General features: G+C 73.2%; 13 protein-coding genes (1 of these 13 running past the window's edge). 9 read left to right on the top strand and 4 right to left on the bottom strand.

Going from position 1 to position 19209, the window contains the following annotated elements; all coding sequences use genetic code 11:
* Positions 1 to 120 precede the first annotated feature (120 nt).
* From ACP7TJ_RS04650 to ACP7TJ_RS04630, 5 genes are read left to right on the top strand one after another with little or no spacing between them, the layout of a single operon-like run.
* Entirely contained in the window at positions 121 to 3030 is a 2910-nt protein-coding gene (locus tag ACP7TJ_RS04650; protein WP_427762230.1) for a nitrate- and nitrite sensing domain-containing protein, read from the top strand.
* Positions 3027 to 3458 carry a roadblock/LC7 domain-containing protein gene (locus tag ACP7TJ_RS04645; RefSeq protein ID WP_006136686.1) on the top strand — a complete coding sequence of 144 codons (432 nt, stop codon included), beginning with the start codon at positions 3027 to 3029 and terminating at the stop codon, positions 3456 to 3458. Before ACP7TJ_RS04650 ends, ACP7TJ_RS04645 begins: the two co-directional genes overlap by 4 nt.
* Positions 3459 to 3467: 9 nt before the next feature.
* Entirely contained in the window at positions 3468 to 3863 is a 396-nt protein-coding gene (locus tag ACP7TJ_RS04640; RefSeq protein WP_093768211.1) for a DUF742 domain-containing protein, read from the top strand.
* A 24-nt stretch (positions 3864 to 3887) separates the two neighbouring features.
* Positions 3888 to 7532, top strand: coding sequence for a hydantoinase B/oxoprolinase family protein (locus tag ACP7TJ_RS04635; protein WP_427762227.1), 3645 nt, complete (start codon positions 3888 to 3890; stop codon positions 7530 to 7532).
* Entirely contained in the window at positions 7513 to 8118 is a 606-nt protein-coding gene (locus tag ACP7TJ_RS04630; RefSeq protein ID WP_093768209.1) for a GTP-binding protein, read from the top strand. Before ACP7TJ_RS04635 ends, ACP7TJ_RS04630 begins: the two co-directional genes overlap by 20 nt.
* Before the next feature lie 58 nt (positions 8119 to 8176).
* Here ACP7TJ_RS04630 and glpK read toward each other — a convergent pair whose 3' ends face one another.
* Together glpK and ACP7TJ_RS04620 are read right to left on the bottom strand one after the other, a co-directional pair.
* Positions 8177 to 9688 carry a glycerol kinase GlpK gene (gene glpK / locus ACP7TJ_RS04625; protein ID WP_427762225.1) on the bottom strand — a complete coding sequence of 504 codons (1512 nt, stop codon included), beginning with the start codon at positions 9686 to 9688 and terminating at the stop codon, positions 8177 to 8179.
* 27 nt (positions 9689 to 9715) lie between these two features.
* Positions 9716 to 10441 carry an MIP/aquaporin family protein gene (locus tag ACP7TJ_RS04620; protein ID WP_093768207.1) on the bottom strand — a complete coding sequence of 242 codons (726 nt, stop codon included), beginning with the start codon at positions 10439 to 10441 and terminating at the stop codon, positions 9716 to 9718.
* A gap of 328 nt (positions 10442 to 10769) precedes the next feature.
* Between ACP7TJ_RS04620 and ACP7TJ_RS04615 the strand changes: the two genes are divergently transcribed.
* Together ACP7TJ_RS04615 and ACP7TJ_RS04610 are read left to right on the top strand one after the other, a co-directional pair.
* Positions 10770 to 11579, top strand: a complete 810-nt coding sequence (locus ACP7TJ_RS04615; protein WP_093768206.1) for a M15 family metallopeptidase — start codon at positions 10770 to 10772, stop codon at positions 11577 to 11579.
* 49 nt (positions 11580 to 11628) lie between these two features.
* Positions 11629 to 12159: an NUDIX domain-containing protein gene (locus tag ACP7TJ_RS04610; protein ID WP_093768205.1), complete on the top strand. Its 531-nt coding sequence runs from the start codon at positions 11629 to 11631 to the stop codon at positions 12157 to 12159.
* On the opposite strand, the gene ACP7TJ_RS04605 is transcribed toward ACP7TJ_RS04610, so the two are convergent.
* Complete coding sequence (locus ACP7TJ_RS04605) at positions 12150 to 14360, bottom strand: glycoside hydrolase family 31 protein (protein WP_427762222.1); 2211 nt, start codon at positions 14358 to 14360, stop codon at positions 12150 to 12152. The genes ACP7TJ_RS04610 and ACP7TJ_RS04605 overlap by 10 nt on opposite strands.
* Positions 14361 to 14573: 213 nt before the next feature.
* On the opposite strand from ACP7TJ_RS04605, the gene ACP7TJ_RS04600 reads away from it, so the two are divergent.
* Together ACP7TJ_RS04600 and ACP7TJ_RS04595 are read left to right on the top strand one after the other, a co-directional pair.
* Positions 14574 to 16550 (top strand): acetoacetate--CoA ligase, encoded by a 1977-nt coding sequence (locus ACP7TJ_RS04600; RefSeq protein WP_427762220.1) that lies wholly within the window; start codon positions 14574 to 14576, stop codon positions 16548 to 16550.
* A gap of 91 nt (positions 16551 to 16641) precedes the next feature.
* Entirely contained in the window at positions 16642 to 17532 is an 891-nt protein-coding gene (locus ACP7TJ_RS04595) for a hypothetical protein (protein ID WP_266544787.1), read from the top strand.
* A gap of 83 nt (positions 17533 to 17615) precedes the next feature.
* Here the strand turns inward: ACP7TJ_RS04595 and ptsP are convergent, their stop codons facing one another.
* Positions 17616 to 19209: the 3' portion of a phosphoenolpyruvate--protein phosphotransferase gene (gene ptsP, locus ACP7TJ_RS04590; protein WP_093768201.1), read on the bottom strand. 77 nt of this gene lie beyond the right edge of the window; the window shows 1594 of its 1671 coding nt (coding positions 78-1671); the start codon falls outside the window, past its right edge; its stop codon occupies positions 17616 to 17618.

The following is a 19209-nucleotide window of genomic DNA, read 5'->3' as shown; positions in this document are numbered from 1 at the left end:
GCCGGAATCGAACCCTCCGGCCGGGTCTTCGAGTTGTCGCCGGGGCGGTAGTAGGCTCGCGCCGTTTGTTGACGCACATGTGTGCCCCCGGTCGTCCAGGGGGCCGAGCTGGGGGAGGCCATGCGCTTTCGCGGGAAGTCCATCCGCCGGAAGATCGTGGCGCTGCTTCTCGTGCCGCTGGTGTCCCTGACCACGCTCTGGGCCTTCACCACCGTGATCACGAGCCGTGAGGCGAGCCACCTGTTCGATGTGTCGTCGGTGATGGAGGAGGTCGGCTACCCCGTCGAGGACACCGTCCGCGTCCTCCAGCAGGAGCGGCGGCAGACCCTCGTCCATCTCGCCGACCCCCGCGCCTCCGACGGGCTCACGGCCCTCAAGGCGAGCCGCACCGCGACGGACAAGGCCGTGGCCGCCGTGCGCAGGAGCGCGTCCGGCAGCGGCGTGCGCGAGGCCATGCACGGCGACTCCGACAAACTCGACGCCGCCCTCGACTCGTTCGAGGGCATCGAGTCCCTCCGCCGCAGCGTCGACGACGGCACCGTCGACCGCCGTCAGGCGCTCGACCTCTACAACCGCCTCGTCGACCCCTGCTACGTGCTGCTGTCCGACCTGCACGTGGTCGAGGACGTCGACCTCGACAAGCAGTACCGCGCCCTGGTGAACCTCTCCCGCGCCCGCGAACTGCTCTCCCGCGAGGACGCCCTGCTCGGCTCCGCCCTGATCGTCGGCAAGCTGGCCCCCACCGAGGTGCGGGACGTCTCCGACCTCATGGCCCAGCGCACCCTGCTCTACGACACCGCCCTGCCGCAGCTCCCCGCGGACGAGCGCGACCGCTACGAGACCTTCTGGGGCAACGCCGCGACCGCCCCGCTGCGGGTCGGCGAACAGGCCGCCGTCTTCGCCGAGGACGGCGAGCCCCGCGGGGTCACCGCCAAGAGCTGGGACACCGCCGCCGGCAACGTGCTCGACGAACTCGGCGCCCTCAACGACCGGGCGACCGACCGCTACCAGGAACGCGTCCGGCCCGTCGCCATGGGCGTCATCGCACAGGCCGTCGCCGCCGGCGTGCTCGGTCTGGCCGCCCTGCTGTTCTCCCTGTTCCTCTCGGTGCGCGTCGGCCGGAAACTCATCCGCGACCTCAAGCAGCTGCGCCTGGACGCCCACGAGGCCTCCGGGGTGCGGCTGCCCAGCGTGATGCGCCGTCTCTCGGCCGGCGAACAGGTCGACGTGGAGACCGAGGTCCCGCGCCTGGAGTACGACAAGAACGAGATCGGCGAGGTCGGCCAGGCCCTCAACACCTTGCAGCGCGCCGCCGTCGAGGCCGCCGTCAAGCAGGCCGAACTGCGGGCCGGCGTCTCGGAGGTGTTCGTCAATCTCGCCCGCCGCAGCCAGGTGCTGCTGCACAAGCAGCTCACCCTGCTCGACGCGATGGAGCGCAGGACCGACGACACCGAGGAACTCGCCGACCTGTTCCGGCTGGACCACCTGACGACCCGTATGCGCCGGCACGCCGAGGGCCTGGTCATCCTCTCCGGCGCCGCCCCCTCCCGGCAGTGGCGCAAGCCCGTCCAGCTCATGGACGTCGTACGGGCCGCCGTCGCCGAGGTCGAGGACTACGAGCGCATCGAGGTCCGCCGGCTGCCTCGCGTCGCGGTCACCGGGCCGGCCGTCGCCGACCTGACCCACCTGGTGGCCGAACTGCTGGAGAACGCCACGGTGTTCTCGCCGCCGCACACCGCCGTCCAGGTCGTCGGCGAACGCGTCGGCAACGGCTTCACCCTGGAGATCCACGACCGGGGCCTCGGCATGGCCGCCGACGCGCTGCTCGACGCCAACCTGCGGCTCGCGGAGACACCGGAGTTCGAACTGTCCGACACCGACCGGCTCGGCCTGTTCGTGGTCAGCCGGCTCGCACAGCGCCAGAACGTCCGCGTCTCCCTCCAGCCCTCCCCGTACGGCGGCACCACGGCCGTCGTCTTCATCCCGGACGCGCTGCTCACCGACGACGTGCCCGACACCAACGGCGTCGGGTTCCGCCTCGACCGCCCGCGCCGCACGGAGAAGGAACCGGCGGACGGCCGCCGCGCCGCGCTCTCCCAGGTGCCCGTGGCCCTGCCCGGACTGCCCGCCTCCGTGCTGGACGGGCCGGTCGAACTCGAAGCGCCCGTCGACCTGGACGCCCTCGACGGCTTCCCCGCCCTGGACGACGAGGACGGCGAGCACGGCGGCCTGTTCGGGCCCCGCCGCTCCCGCACCGACGACGAGCGGCCGGGCCGCGACACCGCACGGCACGGGAGCGCCGCCGACGGCCGGGACGACACCGGCGAGCGGGGGAGCGGACCCGTGCCGCTCACCCGCCGGGCGACCCCCAAGCTGGTCAGCTCCCACGGCCGCCCGGTCCGCGACCAGCGGGCCCGGGGCGGACGGACCGACGACGACACCGCAGCCCCGCCCGGCCGCCCCGGCGCGGACGAGCCCCCTCCGCTGCCCGCCCGGCGCCGCGGCGACACCAGCCGCCGGGCCATCGGCCGCGCCGGTGCGGAACCCGTGTCGGAGCTCCCGGCGCGCGACCCGGAGCAGCCGGACGCGGAGACACCGCCGCCCCTGCCCGGCCGCCGCCGCACCACCGGACCCGCCCGGCCCGCCGACGGTCCGGGGGAACGGGACGCCGCCGCCGCGCCCGCGGGCCCTGCGTCCGGCGCCCCCGCCCGCCGCCCCGCGACCACGCACGGCGGCCCCGACGACTCCTCTCCGGTCACCGACGACACGGACACCGGCACACCGCAGCCCGACAGCGCACCACTGCCCCGGCGCGTGCGGCAGGCCAGCCTGGCCCCGCAGCTCAAGCGTGACGCCGCGACCCGGAAGACCGACCGGGCCCGGCCCGTCGAACGGGACGCGGACGACGTACGCAGCCGCATGGCCTCGCTCCAGCGCGGCTGGCAGCGCGGCCGGGAGGAGAACGCCGCGGGCGACGACGCCGGCAGCGGCACAGCACCACGACGAAGGACTAAGGGGGACGGTCGATGACCGAACCGAGCGCCACCGGCCACACGAACGACAAGGGCGAGCTGAACTGGCTCCTCGACGACCTGGTGGACCGCGTCGCCAGCATCCGCAAGGCGATCGTGCTCTCCGGCGACGGTCTGCCCACGGGGGCGTCCAAGGACCTCACCCGGGAGGACAGCGAGCACCTGGCCGCCGTCGCCTCCGGCTTCCACAGCCTCGCCAAGGGCGTGGGCCGCCACTTCGAGGCCGGTGAGGTCCGCCAGACCGTCGTCGAGCTCGACGAGGCGTTCCTGTTCGTCACCGCCGCCGGGGACGGCAGCTGCCTCGCGGTCCTCGCGGACGCCGACTCCGACGTCGGCCAGGTGGCCTACGAGATGACCCTGCTGGTCAAGCGCGTCGGCGTGCATCTGGGCGCCGCGCCACGCACCGATCTGCCCTCGGGTGGGTAGTGGACCGACATGAGCGATCACGGTCAGGGTAGTAGCCACTGGTTCGACGAGGACGCCGGACCGGTCGTCCGTCCGTACGCCATGACGCGGGGCCGCACCACCAGTGCGGCCCAGCACCGCCTCGACCTGATCGCCGTGGTCGTCGTGGAGCCGCACGCGGACGAGGCGCAGGACGACCCCTCCCTCTCCCCGGAGCACGTCGACATCGTCGGGCTGTGCCGCGACACCCCCCAGACGGTCGCCGAACTCGCCGCCGGGCTCGACCTGCCGGTGGGCGTGGTCCGGGTCCTCGTGGGCGATCTCGTGGACGCCGAATTGGTCCATGTGAACCGGCCGGTACCCCCGGCCGAGCTGCCGGACGAGAGTATTCTGCGCGACGTGATCAACGGCCTCCGGGCGCTGTGACCGGCGCGGAAGCGGGGTAGTGACGTGACAGGCTGGCAGTTCTGGGTCGACCGAGGCGGCACCTTCACCGACATCGTCGCGCGCCGCCCCGACGGCCGGCTGCTCACCCGCAAGGTCCTCTCCGACAACCCGGACCCGGACCGCTCGGGCCCGCCCGGCGCCGACGCTGCGGTGATCGGCGTCCGCGCGCTGCTCAATGGGTCCGGCGACCCCGTGGACGTCGTCCGCATGGGGACTACCGTCGCCACCAACGCCCTCCTCGAACGCAAAGGCGAGCGCACCCTTCTGGTCGTCACCCGCGGCTTCCGCGACGCCCTGCGGATCGCCTACCAGAACCGCCCGCACATCTTCGCGCGCCGCATCGACCTGCCCTTACCGCTCCACGAGCGGGTGATCGAGGTGGACGAACGCGTCGCCGCCGACGGCGCCGTGCTGCGGGCCCCCGGCCTCGACGCCCTCGAAGGCCAGCTGCGGCAGGCGTACGACGACGGGATCCGGGCCGTCGCCGTGGTCTGCCTGCACAGCGACCGCCACCCCGCCCACGAACAGGCCGTCGGGGAACTCGCCGCCCGCATCGGCTTCCCGCAGATCTCGCTCTCCAGCGAGGTCAGTCCGCTGATGAAACTGGTGCCGCGCGGGGACACCGCCGTCGTCGACGCCTACCTCTCACCCGTGCTGCGCCGCTACGTGCGCCAGGTCGCCGACGCGCTCGAAGGCGTACGGCTGATGTTCATGCAGTCCAACGGCGGACTCACCGAGGCCCGGCAGTTCCGCGGCAAGGACGCCATCCTGTCCGGACCGGCCGGCGGGATCGTCGGCATGGCCCGCATGTCGCAGCTCGCCGGCTTCGACCGGGTCATCGGCTTCGACATGGGCGGCACCTCCACCGACGTCTCCCACTTCGCCGGCGAGTACGAACGCGTCTTCACCACGCGGATCGCCGGGGTGCGGCTGCGCGCGCCGATGCTCGACATCCACACCGTCGCCGCAGGCGGCGGCTCGGTCCTGCATTTCGACGGCTCCCGCTACCGCGTCGGCCCCGACTCGGCCGGCGCCGACCCCGGCCCCGCCTGTTACCGGCGCGGCGGCCCGCTCGCTGTCACCGACGCCAACGTCATGCTGGGCCGCATCCAGCCCGCCCACTTCCCGGCCGTGTTCGGCCCCGGCGGCGACCAGCCGCTCGACGCGGACGTGGTCCGCGCACGCTTCACCGCCCTCGCCCGCGAGATCCACGAGAGCACAGGCGACGACCGCACCCCCGAACAGGTCGCCGAGGGCTATCTCCAGATCGCCGTCGCCAACATCGCGGCCGCGGTCAAGCGGATCTCCGTGCAGAAGGGCCACGACATCACGCGGTACGCCCTCACCGCCTTCGGCGGGGCGGGCGGCCAGCACGCCTGCATGGTCGCCGACTCCCTCGGCATCCGCACCGTCCTCGTGCCGCCCATGGCCGGCGTGCTGTCCGCCCTCGGCATCGGCCTCGCGGACACCACCGCCATGCGGGAACGCTCCGTCGAGGCCCCGCTGGAGCCCGCCGCCATGCCCGGCGTCCACGGCATCGCCGACGAGCTGGAGGCGGCGGCCCGCGCCGAACTCCTCGCCGAGGACGTCCCCGAAGAACGCATCGAGGTCACCCGCCGCGCGCAGCTCCGCTACGACGGCACCGACACCACCCTCAGCGTCGAGCTCACCGACCCGGACACCATGCGGCGCGCCTTCGAGGACCGGCACCGCGCCACCTACTCCTTCACCCTCGACCGCCCGATCGTCGTCGAGGCCCTGTCCGTCGAGGCCACCGGCACCACCGAACCCCCCGATCTCTCGGCCCTCGCCACCTGGTCCGGCCGGCCCGCCGCACCCGTCACCGTCCGCCTCCACACCGGCGGCGCCTGGCGCGACGCCCCCCTCCACCGCCGCGAGGACCTCCCTCCCGGCGAGACCGTCACCGGCCCCGCGATCATCGCCGAGGACGGCTCCACCACCGTCGTCGACGACGGCTGGCGGGCCGCGACCACGCACGACGGGCACCTGGTCATGGAACGCGTCGCGGTCACGCGGAGTTCCGGAGCCGGCACGGAGGCAGACCCGGTCCTGCTGGAGATCTTCAACAACCTCTTCATGTCCATCGCCGAACAGATGGGCGCCCGCCTGGAGTCCACCGCCCAGTCCGTCAACATCAAGGAACGCCTGGACTTCTCCTGCGCCCTCTTCGACCCCGACGGGAACCTGGTGGCCAACGCCCCGCACATCCCCGTCCACCTGGGCTCGATGGGCACCAGCGTCAAGGAGGTCATCCGGCGGCGAGGCGCCTCCATGCGCCCCGGCGACACCTACGCCGTCAACGACCCCTACCACGGCGGCACCCACCTGCCCGACGTCACGGTCGTCACCCCCGTCTTCGGCACCCCCGAGGACGGCACGGAACCCGAGGTCCTCTTCCACGTCGCCTCCCGCGGCCACCACGCCGAGATCGGCGGCATCGCCCCCGGCTCCATGCCCGCGAACAGCCGCACCATCGACGAGGAAGGCGTTCTCTTCGACAACTGGCTGCTCACCGAGAACGGCCGGTTCCGCGAGGAGGAGACCCTCCGTCTGCTCACCGGGGCGCCCCACCCCTCCCGCAACCCGGCGACCAACCTCGCCGACCTGCGCGCCCAGATCGCCGCCAACCACAAGGGCGTCGAAGAGGTCGGCCGCATGATCGGCACCTACGGCCTCGACGTCGTCCAGGCCTACATGCGGCACGTGCAGGACAACGCCGAGGAGGCGGTGCGCCGCGTCATCGACGCCCTGGACGACGGCGAGTACGCCTACGAGACCGACTCGGGCGCCGTCATCCGCGTCAAGGTGAGCGTGGACCGCGCCGTCCGTTCCGCGACCATCGACTTCACCGGCACCTCCCCGCAGCTCGCCACCAACTTCAACGCGCCCTTCTCCGTCGTCAACGCGGCCGTCCTGTACGTCTTCCGCACCCTGGTCGCCGACGACATCCCGCTCAACGACGGCTGTCTGCGGCCGCTGTGCATCGTCGTCCCGCCCGGCTCCATGCTGGCGCCCGAACCCCCGGCCGCCGTCGTCGCGGGCAACGTCGAGACCTCACAGGCCGTCACCGGCGCCCTCTACGCGGCGCTCGGCGTCCAGGCCGAGGGGTCCGGCACCATGAACAACGTGACCTTCGGCAACGCCCGCCACCAGTACTACGAGACCGTGGCGTCCGGCTCCGGCGCCGGCGACGGATACCCGGGCGCGCCCGTCGTCCAGACCCACATGACCAACTCCCGGCTCACCGACCCGGAGATCCTGGAGTGGCGGCTGCCGGTCCGGCTCGAGGAGTTCGCCGTGCGCCGGGGCAGCGGCGGCGCCGGGCGGTGGCGCGGCGGCGACGGAGCCGTGCGCCGGATCCGCTTCCTGGAACCCATGACGGTCTCCACGCTGTCCCAGCACCGCAGGGTGCCGCCCTACGGCATGGCGGGCGGGGCTCCCGGAGCGACGGGCGCCAACCGGATCGAGCGGGCCGACGGCACGGTCACCCGGCTCGCCGGCAGCGACTCGGCGGACGTCGGCCCCGGCGACGTCCTCGTCATCGAAACCCCCGGCGGCGGGGGATACGGCCCGCCGCCCGACCACGATCGAGCAGGAGAAGAGACCGATGATCTTCGGGCGTTCTGAGCGCGGCAAGCCCCCGGTCGAGCCGGTCACGCTCAAGATCCTGGTGGCCGGCGGCTTCGGCGTGGGCAAGACCACGCTCGTCGGCGCGGTCAGCGAGATCAGGCCGCTGCGCACCGAGGAGCTGCTCACGGAGGCCGGGCGGCCCGTGGACGACACCAGTGGCGTCGAGGCGAAGAGCACCACCACGGTGGCCATGGACTTCGGGCGCATCACCCTGCGCGAGGACCTGGTGCTGTACCTGTTCGGCACGCCCGGCCAGGAGCGGTTCTGGTTCATGTGGGACGAGCTGTCCGAGGGCGCCCTGGGCGCGGTCGTCCTCGCCGACACCCGGCGCCTGGAGGACTGCTTCGCCGCCGTCGACTACTTCGAGCGGCGCGCCATACCCTTCCTGGTCGGCGTCAACTGCTTCGAGGGATCGGCCCGTTACCCGGAGGACGCGGTACGGCGGGCCCTCGACCTCGACGACGACGTACCGCTGGTGCTGTGCGACGCGCGCGACCGCGAGTCGGTCAAGGAGGTCCTGGTCGGCGTCGTCCAGCACGCCATGACCCAGGCCGCGCGGCGGCGCAGCGCGGTCACCACCTGACCGCGGCCGGGAAGGCGCGGCCCGTGCCCCCGCCGACCGGAGCACGAGCCGCCGTGGCTCAGTCCTCGCCCTCCTCGACCCAGCCGAGGCTCTTCTCCACCGCCTTGCGCCAGTTGCGGTGCTCACGGTCCCGCACGGACGACGACATGGCGGGCGTCCACTCGGCGTCCTTGAGCCAGTGCGACTTCAGCTCGTCCAGGCCGTTCCACACGCCCGTGGCGAGTCCCGCCGCGTAGGCGGCGCCCAGACAGGTCGTCTCCGACACCCGGGGCCTGATCACCGGCACCCCGAGCACGTCCGCCTGGTGCTGCATCAGCAGGCCGTTCTTCGTCATGCCGCCGTCCACCTTCAGCGTGGTGATGCGTACCCCGGAGTCCTGGTACATGGCGTCGACGACCTCGCGCGTCTGCCAGCTCGTCGCCTCCAGGACCGCCCGCGCCAGATGCGCCTTGGTGACGTAACGGGTCAGGCCCGTGACCACCCCGCGCGCGTCGGAGCGCCAGTAGGGGGCGAAGAGGCCGGAGAACGCGGGCACGATGTACGCGCCGCCGTTGTCCTCCACGCTCGCCGCGAGCGGCTCGATCTCGTCCGCGGTGCGGATGATGCCGAGCTGGTCGCGGAACCATTGCACCAGCGCGCCCGTGATGGCGATCGACCCCTCAAGGCAGTACACGGGAGCCTCGTCACCGATCTTGTAGCCCAGGGTGGTGAGCAGCCCGTGCTTCGACGGCACGGGCCGGTCACCGGTGTTGAGCAGCAGGAAACTCCCGGTGCCGTAGGTGTTCTTGGCGCTGCCGACGTCGTAGCAGGCCTGTCCGAAGACCGCGGCCTGCTGGTCGCCCAGCGCGGAGGCGACGGGCACCCCGGCGAGCTGGCCCACGGCGGTGCCGTAGACCTCGGCGGAGGACCTGATCTCCGGGAGCACGGCCTCCGGGACGTTCATCGCGTCCAGGACGGTCGGGTCCCACTGGAGGGTCTGCAGGTTCATCAGCATGGTCCGCCCGGCGTTGGTCACGTCGGTGACGTGCCGTCCGCCGTCGGTGCCGCCGGTGAGGTTCCAGATCAGCCAGGAGTCGATGGTGCCGAAGGCGATCTCGCCGTTCTCCGCGCGAGCCCGCAGCCCGGGCACGTGGTCCAGCAGCCAGGCCGCCTTGGGCCCGGAGAAGTAGCTGGCCAGCGGCAGACCCGTGCGGTCGCGGAACCGGTCCTGCCCGTCGGATCCGCCGAGCTGCGCGCACAGCCCGGCGGTTCTGGTGTCCTGCCACACGATGGCGTTGTGCACGGGCTTGCCCGTGGACCGGTCCCACAGGACCGTCGTCTCACGCTGGTTGGTTATGCCCAGCGCGCTGAGCCGGTCGGCGCGCAGGCCGGCCTTGGCGAGCGCGCCGGCCACCACGGCCTGCACCTTGGACCAGATCTCCGTGGCGTCGTGCTCCACCCAGCCCGGCTTCGGGAAGATCTGGCGGTGCTCGCGCTGGTCCACGGCGACGATCGCGCCGTGCTGGTCGAAGACGATGCAACGGCTGGAGGTGGTGCCCTGGTCGATCGCGGCGACGAACTTGTCCGTCATGACGTCCCCTTCGTCGGTTCTGCGGAGTCAGAACGCTGCGTTGAACACGAGCCCGGACAGCGCCCCGCCGATGAGCGGCCCCACGACGGGAACCCACGCGTACCCCCAGTCCGAGGTGCCCTTGCGGGGGATCGGGAGCAGCGCGTGCACGATGCGCGGGCCGAGGTCACGGGCCGGGTTGATGGCGTACCCGGTGGGGCCGCCGAGCGACATGCCGATGCCGACGACCAGGAACGACACGATGAGGATCGCGGTGCCCGACTCGCCGAGCCCCTTGGTGAGCCCGAACGCCAGGATCGGCAGCACCAGGCCCATGGTCGCGATGATCTCGGTGACGAGGTTGGCGACCGGACGGCGGATCGCCGGGGTGGTGGAGAAGATGCCGAGCGTCGGCTGGGAGATGTCCTCCTCGGCGTTGGCCTCGAACTGCGCGTAGTAGACCAGCCAGCACAGCAGGGCGCCCAGCATCGCGCCGGCCATCTGCCCGGCGACGTAGACCGGGACCTTGTCCCACTCGCCGGTGTCGACGGCGATCCCGAGGGTGACCGCCGGGTTCAGGTGGCCCCCGGACAGCGGGGCCGCGGTGTACGCCCCGGCCATCACGCCGAAGCCCCAGCCGAACGCGATGACCACCCAGCCGGCGTCCTTCGCCTTCGAGTGGTTGAGGACGACGGCGGCGACCACGCCGGCGCCGAAGAGAATGAGGATGGCGGTGCCGATGACCTCGCCGACGAATATGTCTCCGTTGCTCATGGCGGCTCCTGGGCCGGGGCCCAGGACGGTCGGCCCCGGACCTCACGTGCAGGGTGCGTTTCCCGTGGCGACTTCAGCCGAAGGCAGGGAGGATCCGCGCCCCGCCCGGCGTCCGTGACGAGCGTGCCGTCGCAGCCGCATCGCCCGTGGGGGAGTCCTGGCGTCGGTGGACGCCTGCCGTGGCGCGCCGAAATGCGCCGAGATGTACGGCGATGTCGACTGACACCGGAAGTGTTCACCGGCGGTCAGGAAGCGTCAAGGTCGGCGGCAGAACGGGTCGGGGCGCCTGCTTCCGCGCGGCGGCCCCCGTCTGATAAATGCAGGGGACATGACACGATCCTCCCGCGCGGTACGCGCCCTGGTCACCGCCCTCGCCGCCCTGCTCACCGCGACCGCGGCGGCCGCACCCGCCCGGGCGACCCCCGAACCCAAGGCGCCCCGCGACTTCGTGGCCCTCCACAGCGTCGACCCGACGATCCTGCACGACATCCGCTACGTCACCCCGCACAACTTCGTCGGCGAGCGCATCGACGGCTACCGGCAGCCCCTGTGCATCCTCACCCGCCCCGCCGCCGAGGCCCTCCGCACCGCCCAGCGCCGGCTGCTGCCGCAGGGCTACTCCCTCAAGGTGTACGACTGCTACCGCCCGCAGCGCGCCGTGGACCACTTCGTCCGCTGGGCCGAGGACCTCGACGACCAGACCATGAAGGCCGAGTTCTACCCGAACGTCGACAAGACCCGCCTGTTCGCCGACGGGTACATCGCCGAGAAGTCCGGCCACAGCCGCGGCTCCACGGTCGACCTCACCCTGGTGAAGCTCCCCGCCCACCCCACCCGTCCCTACCGCCCGGGCGAAACGCTCACCCCCTGCTTCGCGCCCCAGGACGAGCGGTTCCCCGACAACTCCGTCGACATGGGCACCGGTTACGACTGCTTCGACACCCTCAGCCACACCCTCGACCCGCGGGTGACCGGCGTGCAGCGCGCCCACCGGATGCTGCTCAAGGACACCCTGGAGGACCTCGGCTTCGTGAACCTCGCCGAGGAGTGGTGGCACTACACCTTCAAGCCCGAGGCGTACCCGGACACCTACTTCGACTTCCCCGTGTCCCGCGGGTCCCTCGCCGGCCACCGCTGACCCCGACCTACCGGAGACGTCCCTTCCGCCATCGGATACAGTCCCGCGCGTGTCCGATACTCACGTTCCCAACTCCGCGGCGGGCAGCCACTGTTCGTCCTGCGGCGCGCCCTACGGAGAGGGCGTCTCCGGCTGGCCGCGCACCTGCCCCGCCTGCGGCGCCGTCGCCTACCGCAACCCGCTCCCCGTCGCCGTGGCCCTCCAGCCCGTGTACGACACCCAGGGCACCGCCCTGGTCGTCGTCACCCGGTCGATCCCGCCCGCCAAGGGCGGCACCGCCCTGCCCGGCGGCTACATCGACGACGGCGAGGACTGGCGCCACGCCGTCGTCCGCGAACTCAAGGAGGAGACCGGCCTCGACGCCGAGAGCCGCGACGTCCGGCTCGTCGACGCCATGAGCGCCCCCGACGGCCACCTGCTGCTGTTCGGCCTGCTCCCCGAACGCCCGGCGGCCGACCTGCCCGCCTCCGCGCCCACCGACGAGACCGAGGGCACGCACCTGCTGCGCCGCCCCGAGGAACTCGCCTTCCCCCTGCACACCGTGGCGGTGCGCGCCTTCTTCGAGGGCCGCTACATCTGACCGCCCGACCCGCCGAGCCCGCGCACGCGCACCGGCCGGGACGGCTCCTCCGCGCCGTTCTCCGTCTCCCGCCGTACGACGACCCGCGGGCCCGAGCGGGTCACCGAGTACCGCTCGGCCTCCGGCCCGTCCCCGCCGTCCCCGTCGTCCGGCACCACCAGCCCGCCCCCGGTCCGGCCCGGGGCGGGCGCCCACACCTCCAGCTCCGTCCCGCCGTCCTCCCCGCGCACCGGGACCACGGCGCCCGCCCGCGCGAACACGGGTATCCGCTCCAGCGGGGCGTCGACCAGCACCTTCGCCGGCCCCTCGTACACCCGCCCCGTCGCCGTGTCGTACCACCGCCCGCGCGGCAGCCGCACCTCCCGCCGGACCGCGCCCGGCTCCAGCACCGGCGCCACCAGCAGCGCGTCACCCAGCAGAAAGGCGTCCTCGCAGTCCCGCAACACCCGCTCCTCCGGCGCCGGCCACCACAACGGCCGCACCATCGGCGCCCCGGTCCGTCGCGCGAGGTGCGCCAGCGTCACGAAGTACGGCAGCAGCCGCCGCCGTTCGCCCAGCGCCACGCGCGCGTGGCCCAGCACCACCGCGCCGTACTCCCACGGCCCGCCGCCCACCGGGCCCGCGGCGACCGTGCGCAGCAACGGCAGATACGCGGCCAACTGCATCCGCCGCACGTACAGCTCGGACGACCCGTGCCTGCCGCCGCCCACGACGTCCGGCCCGGAGAACGGCACACCGCACAACCCGAGCCCCAGCACCTGCGCGAGCGACGCCCGCAGTCCGGACCACCCCGCGGCTCCCTCGCCACACCACACCCCGCTGTACCGCTGCAGCCCCGCCCACCCGGACCGCGACAGCACCAGCGGCCCTTCGCCGGGTGGCACTTCGCTGCGCAGCCCTTCGTACGCCGACCGGGCCAGGCACAGCGCGTCCACCCGGTGCGCCTCCCGCCCGACCGGGGCGGAGGAGCCGAGCGTGTGCCACACCCCCGCGAAGCCCTGCGCCGCCTGCCCCGCGTACCGCTCGCGCGCGCCGGTGAGATCAGGGAACACCGCCTCGCCGCGCCGGTCCTCCGCCCGCACCGCAGGGGGCACCACCGACACCAGCCGTATCCCCTCGCGCCGCAGCTCGTCGGCCAGCATGGGCAGCTTCGGGAAGCGATCCAGGTCGACGGTGAACGCCCGGCCGCCGTCCAGATGACCGTCCCCCAGATGCACCGCGTCCAGCGGCAGCCTCCGCTCCTGGTGCCCGGCCACGACCCGCCGCACCTCGTCCTCACCGCCCGTGCCCTCCCGCACATGGTGATGGCCGAACGCCCATGCGGGCGGCAGCGCCGGCGCCCCGGTCAGCGACGCCCACGTCAGCAGGACCCGCGCCGGCGTACCCACCATCGCCCAGCCACGCACCGGACCGCCCTCCATGCGCAGCTCGCACGTGCCCGCCCGGTCGTGCCCGGAACCGGCGCCCTCCGCGCCCTCCCGCAGCGTCACCGTGCCGTCCCACGGGTTGTCGACGAACAGCAGATGCGTGCCCGCGTCGGCCACCACCAGCTGCACGGGCATCGCCACCGGCGCCGCACTCCCCGCCCCCTCGGCCGCCCGCCCGGCCACGCCGTTCCCCAGCCGGTAGGCGCCGTCCCGCAGCCGCACCCCCTCCGCCCGGCCACCCGGACCGAAGAACCGGGCGTCCGCCGGAACCTCCGACCGCTGCATCCACCGCGCCGGCCCGTCCTCCGCCTCCCACCACCGCGGCGGCAGATCCCGCCGCAGCGTCACACCCCCGGGCGTGAGCACCTCCAGGGCGCCGTGCCGCGACACCGCGACCGTCACCCGCTCGGCCACCACACGCCAGCCGCCGTCCGTGTCCGGCTCCAGCGCGGCCCGCGGATCCGGCTCGGGACACGCACCGGCCAGCGCGTACGACGGCTCCGGACCCGCTCCGTCCCACCCCCAGAACACCGCGCCGTTCACCGCGACGAGGATCCGCAGTTCCGAGCGGGCGAACCGGATCACACCCCCGCCGGGACCCGGCTCCACCTCCCGCACGGTCCCCGGCACCCGCGCCCGCACCGGCCCCCGCGGCCCCGCCCCGGTGGCGTCCGCACCCCGCCTGCGCCACGCTGCTCGTACGGTACGCAACCCCCGTGCCGCTCCCGCCCTGCCGACCGACCACCACGAACGCACCAGGTCACGACCGTTCATGTTGCTCACCCTGCCATTGACCGCGCCCCGCAAGCGTGGCGTTCAACTCCCGTTCACCCGTGATCGGACCACATCTTCACGAAGGGGACTATGTGGGGGGCGCCCTGGTGCAGAAGTCGATCACGTGGCATCGTCCCTGTCAGCCGCGTCACGCGCACACCCCAGCCCGTGCGCGGAGGACGCACACGACGCGCACAGTCCGGGAGCCGCCCCATGTCGACCGTGAACCCTCAGCCGCTCTGGCAGCCCACACCGGAACGTACAGCCGAGGCCCGCATCACCCGGTTCCAGGCCTGGGCCGCCGAACACCACGGCGCCCCGGCCGAGGGCGGCTACGCGGCGCTCCACCGGTGGTCCGTCGAGGAGCTGGAGACCTTCTGGAAAGCGGTCACCGAGTGGTTCGACGTCCGCTTCACCACGCCGTACGAGCGCGTCCTCGGCGACCGCTCCATGCCCGGCGCCCAGTGGTTCCCCGGAGCGACCCTCAACTACGCCGAGCACGCCCTGCGCGCCGCCGGCGCCCGCGCGGACGAGCCGGCCCTGCTCCACGTCGACGAGACCCACGACCCCCGCCCCGTCACCTGGGCCGACCTGCGCAGCCAGGTCGGCTCCCTCGCCGCCGAACTGCGCGCCCTCGGCGTACGCCCCGGCGACCGGGTCAGCGGCTACCTGCCCAACATCCCCGAGGCCGTCGTCGCCCTCCTCGCCACCGCGGCCGTCGGCGGCGTGTGGACCTCCTGCGCCCCCGACTTCGGCGCCCGCAGCGTCCTCGACCGCTTCCAGCAGGTCGAACCGGTCGTCCTGTTCACCGTCGACGGCTACCGCTACGGCGGCAAGGAACACGACCGCCGCGAGATCGTCGCCGAACTCCGCCGCGAACTGCCCACCCTGCGCGCCGTCGTGCACATCCCCCTGCTCGGCACCGACGCCCCCGACGGCGCCCTGGAGTGGTCCGCCCTCACCGCCGCCGACACCGAGCCGGTCTTCGAGCAGGTGCCCTTCGACCACCCGCTGTGGGTGCTCTACTCCTCCGGCACCACCGGACTGCCCAAGGCCATCGTCCAGTCCCAGGGCGGCATCCTCGTCGAACACCTCAAGCAGCTCGGCCTGCACTGCGACCTCGGCCCCGAGGACCGCTTCTTCTGGTACACCTCGACCGGCTGGATGATGTGGAACTTCCTCGTCTCCGGCCTCCTCACCGGCACCACCGTCGTCCTCTACGACGGCAGCCCCGGCCACCCCGACACCGGCGCCCAGTGGCGCATCGCCGAACGCACCGGAGCCACCCTCTACGGCACCTCCGCCGCGTACGTGATGGCCTGCCGCAAGGCCGGTGTCCACCCCTCACGCGACCACGACCTGTCCGCCGTGAAGTGCGTGGCCACCACCGGCTCCCCGCTGCCGCCCGACGGCTTCCGCTGGCTGCACGACGAGTTCGCCGAGAGCGGCGCCGACCTGTGGATCGCCTCCGTCAGCGGCGGCACCGACGTCTGCTCCTGCTTCGCCGGAGCCGTCCCCACCCTGCCCGTCCACGTCGGCGAGCTCCAGGCCCCCTGCCTCGGCACCGACCTGCAGTCCTGGGACCCCAGCGGCAAGCCCCTCACCGACGAGGTCGGCGAACTCGTGGTCACCAACCCCATGCCGTCCATGCCGATCCGCTTCTGGAACGACCCCGACGGCAGCCGCTACCACGACAGCTACTTCGACACCTACCCCGGCGTCTGGCGCCACGGCGACTGGATCACCCTCACCTCCCGCGGCTCCGTCGTCATCCACGGCCGCTCCGACTCCACCCTCAACCGCCAGGGCGTCCGCATGGGCTCCGCCGACATCTACGAGGCCGTCGAACGCCTCCCCGAGATCAAGGAGTCCCTGGTCGTCGGCATCGAACAGCCCGACGGCGGCTACTGGATGCCGCTCTTCGTCCACCTGGCGCCCGGCGCCACCCTCGACGACGACCTGACCGACCGCATCAGGAAGACCATCCGCACCCAGCTCTCGCCCCGGCACGTCCCCGACGAGATCATCGAGGTGCCCGGCATCCCGCACACCCTCACCGGCAAGCGCATCGAGGTCCCGGTCAAGCGACTCCTCCAGGGCACACCCCTGGAGAAGGCCGTCAACCCCGGCTCCATCGACAACCTCGACCTGCTCGCCCACTACCAGGAGCTGGCCCGCACCCGCCCCTGACCGGTCACGCCCCCGTCTCCTCCTCCGCACCCGTTGTCAGTGCCGCCGATTACGGTGAGTGAGCATTGATCGACCGTGCAGAGGGGGAGACATGGCGTACACCGACCACCGGACCCTGCGACGCGTCCTGCGCCGCGAGATCGTGGGCACCATCGGCGTGCTCACCGACGAACACGACTTCCGCGCCATGCGGCGCTACGACACCTTCGTCTTCGACGACCACGCCACGTATCTGAAACACGTCGAAGCCGTGCTGCGCACCCGCGCCCTCCAGGGCAGCCACACCACGGTGGCGCTCTTCGACCCCGCGGAGTACGCCGACTACTGCGCGCAGTACGGCCTCGACCCCGACAGCCACCTCAGCCGCACCCGCTTCACCGCCGAGCGCGCGGCCGCCGGACCCGCCGTCCCCTACGACGGCCGGCCCCTGTCCGACCTCATGACCACCCTCGTCGACGAGGCCGTCCGCCGCGCCACCTGGGAGTACGCCACGACACTCCTCGCCCGCCTCGGCCCCTGCGCCTCCTGCGGCGAGGACCTCGGACACGCGGCCTTCGCCCGCGCCTCCCGCCTCGTCTCCCGCATCCTCGACAGCGCGCCACCGGGCGACCGCCACCTCGTCTGCAGCGTCTCCGGACCACCCGAATCCCTGGTCGCCGTGTTGCACGCCGACGACACCGACGACGGCGTCCGCATCGACGAGACCGAAGCCCTGGAGTTCACCACCGTCCTGGCCGTCGGCCTCGCCACCGCCGGTCCCGGCGGCCTCGTGATGCGCACCAGCGCCCCGGGCGCCCCCGACCGCATCCACGGCTGGCGCATCCGCGGCCAGGGACTGATCCCCCTCACCGCCGGAGAGGTCTTCGACGCCTACTGCACCGACACCGAGACCGGCGAGATCATCCCGCCGGAGTCCCACGTCGACTACTGCGCGTCACCCGACCTCTCGGACGCCGACCCCGGCCCGGACCACCGCCACTGATCACCGCCACCGACCCCGGACAGCACAAGGGGCGCCCCACCGAAGTGGAGCGCCCCGAGCACAACGTCCGCGTCCGGCGAGGACTACTCGCCCGACAGCACCGCCTGCGCCGCGTTCCGCGCCTCGTCCGCGCTGTCCGCGGCCCGGGCGGCAGCGGCGGCCCGCTCGCACTGCGCCAGCGTGAACTTCGCCAGCGACGCCCGCACATAAGGAATGGACGCCGCACCCATCGAGAGAGAGGTGACGCCCAGCCCCGTCAGCACACACGCCAGCAGCGGGTCCGACGCGGCCTCGCCGCACACACCGCAGCTCTTGCCCTCGGCCCGCGCCGCCTCGGCGGACAGCGCCACCAGGTCGAGCAGCGCCGGCTGCCACGGATCCTGCAGCCGGGAGACCGCACCCACCTGACGGTCCGCGGCGAACGTGTACTGCGCGAGGTCGTTCGTGCCCAGCGACAGGAACTCCACCTCCCGCAGCACCGAGCGCGCCCGCAGCGCCGCCGAGGGGATCTCCACCATCGCGCCGTACTTCGCCCGCAGCCCCGCCTCCCGGCACGCGTCCGCGAAGGCCTTCGCGTCGGCCCGGTCCGCCACCATCGGGGCCATCACCTCGAGGTGCACGGGCAGCCCCTCCGCGGCCTTGGCCAGCGCCGTCAGCTGGGTGCGCAGCACCTCCGGGTGGTCGAGCAGGGTCCGCAGACCCCGCACGCCCAGCGCCGGGTTCGGCTCGTCGCCCGGCGTGAGGAAGTCCAGCGGCTTGTCCGCGCCCGCGTCCAGCACCCGCACGACGACACGCCCCTCGGGGAACGCCTCCAGCACCTGCCGGTACGCCTCGACCTGCTTCTCCTCGGACGGAGCGTTCTTGCTGTCGTCCAGGAACAGGAACTCGGTACGGAACAGACCGACGCCCTCGGCGCCCGCCTCGATCGCCGCCGCCACGTCCGCCGGCCCGCCGATGTTCGCCAGCAGCGGCACCTTGTGCCCGTCGGCCGTCGCCCCCGGCCCGGTCGCCGCCGCGAGGGCGGCCTTCCGCTCGGCGGCCGCGGCCTCCAGAGCGGCCCGGCGCTCCTCGGTCGGGTGCACGAAAACCTCGCCCGAGCTGCCGTCGACCGCTATCAGCGTGCCCTCGGCGATCTCACCGGCCCCCGGCAGGGCCACGACCGCCGGCACACCCAGGGCCCGCGCCAGGATCGCGCTGTGACTGGTCGGCCCGCCCTCCTCGGTCACGAAGCCGAGCACCAGCGTGGGGTCCAGCAGCGCGGTGTCCGCCGGCGCGAGATCCCGCGCCACCAGCACATACGGCTCGTCGCTGTCCGGCACGCCCGGCATCGGCACACCGAGCAGTCGCGCCACGATGCGGTTGCGCACGTCGTCCAGGTCGGCCACCCGGCCCGCCAGGTACTCGCCCGCGTTCGCCAGCAGCTCGCGGTACGCGGCGAACGCGTCGTAGACCGCGCGCTCGGCGGAGCTGCCCACGGCGACACGGCGGTCGACGTCGGCCATCAGCTCCGGGTCCTGCGCCATCAGGGCCTGCGCCTCGAGCACCGCCTGCGCCTCGCCGCCGGCGAGGTTCCCGCGCGCGGTCAGATCGGCCGCGACCGCATCCACGGCCTGACGGGCGCGCTGCTGCTCGCGCTCCGCCTCCTCCGCCGGGATCTGCTTGGCCGGCGGCTCCAGC

The organism is Streptomyces sp. DSM 41931 (assembly GCF_050271085.1).
Lineage (GTDB): Bacteria > Actinomycetota > Actinomycetes > Streptomycetales > Streptomycetaceae > Streptomyces > Streptomyces albogriseolus.
This window is presented reverse-complemented; position numbering and strand designations above follow the sequence as displayed.

Bases quoted from the DNA above. Each gene is read 5' to 3' on its own strand.
- ACP7TJ_RS04645 (WP_006136686.1), top strand. From the start codon at position 3,027: ATGACCGAACCGAGCGCCACCGGCCACACGAACGACAAGGGCGAGCTG.
- ACP7TJ_RS04595 (WP_266544787.1), top strand. From the start codon at position 16,642: ATGGCGTACACCGACCACCGGACCCTGCGACGCGTCCTGCGCCGCGAG.
- ACP7TJ_RS04605 (WP_427762222.1), bottom strand. From the start codon at position 14,360: ATGAACGGTCGTGACCTGGTGCGTTCGTGGTGGTCGGTCGGCAGGGCG.
- ACP7TJ_RS04615 (WP_093768206.1), top strand. From the start codon at position 10,770: ATGACACGATCCTCCCGCGCGGTACGCGCCCTGGTCACCGCCCTCGCC.
- glpK (WP_427762225.1), bottom strand. From the start codon at position 9,688: ATGACGGACAAGTTCGTCGCCGCGATCGACCAGGGCACCACCTCCAGC.
- ACP7TJ_RS04630 (WP_093768209.1), top strand. From the start codon at position 7,513: ATGATCTTCGGGCGTTCTGAGCGCGGCAAGCCCCCGGTCGAGCCGGTC.
- ACP7TJ_RS04620 (WP_093768207.1), bottom strand. From the start codon at position 10,441: ATGAGCAACGGAGACATATTCGTCGGCGAGGTCATCGGCACCGCCATC.
- ACP7TJ_RS04640 (WP_093768211.1), top strand. From the start codon at position 3,468: ATGAGCGATCACGGTCAGGGTAGTAGCCACTGGTTCGACGAGGACGCC.
- ACP7TJ_RS04600 (WP_427762220.1), top strand. From the start codon at position 14,574: ATGTCGACCGTGAACCCTCAGCCGCTCTGGCAGCCCACACCGGAACGT.
- ACP7TJ_RS04650 (WP_427762230.1), top strand. From the start codon at position 121: ATGCGCTTTCGCGGGAAGTCCATCCGCCGGAAGATCGTGGCGCTGCTT.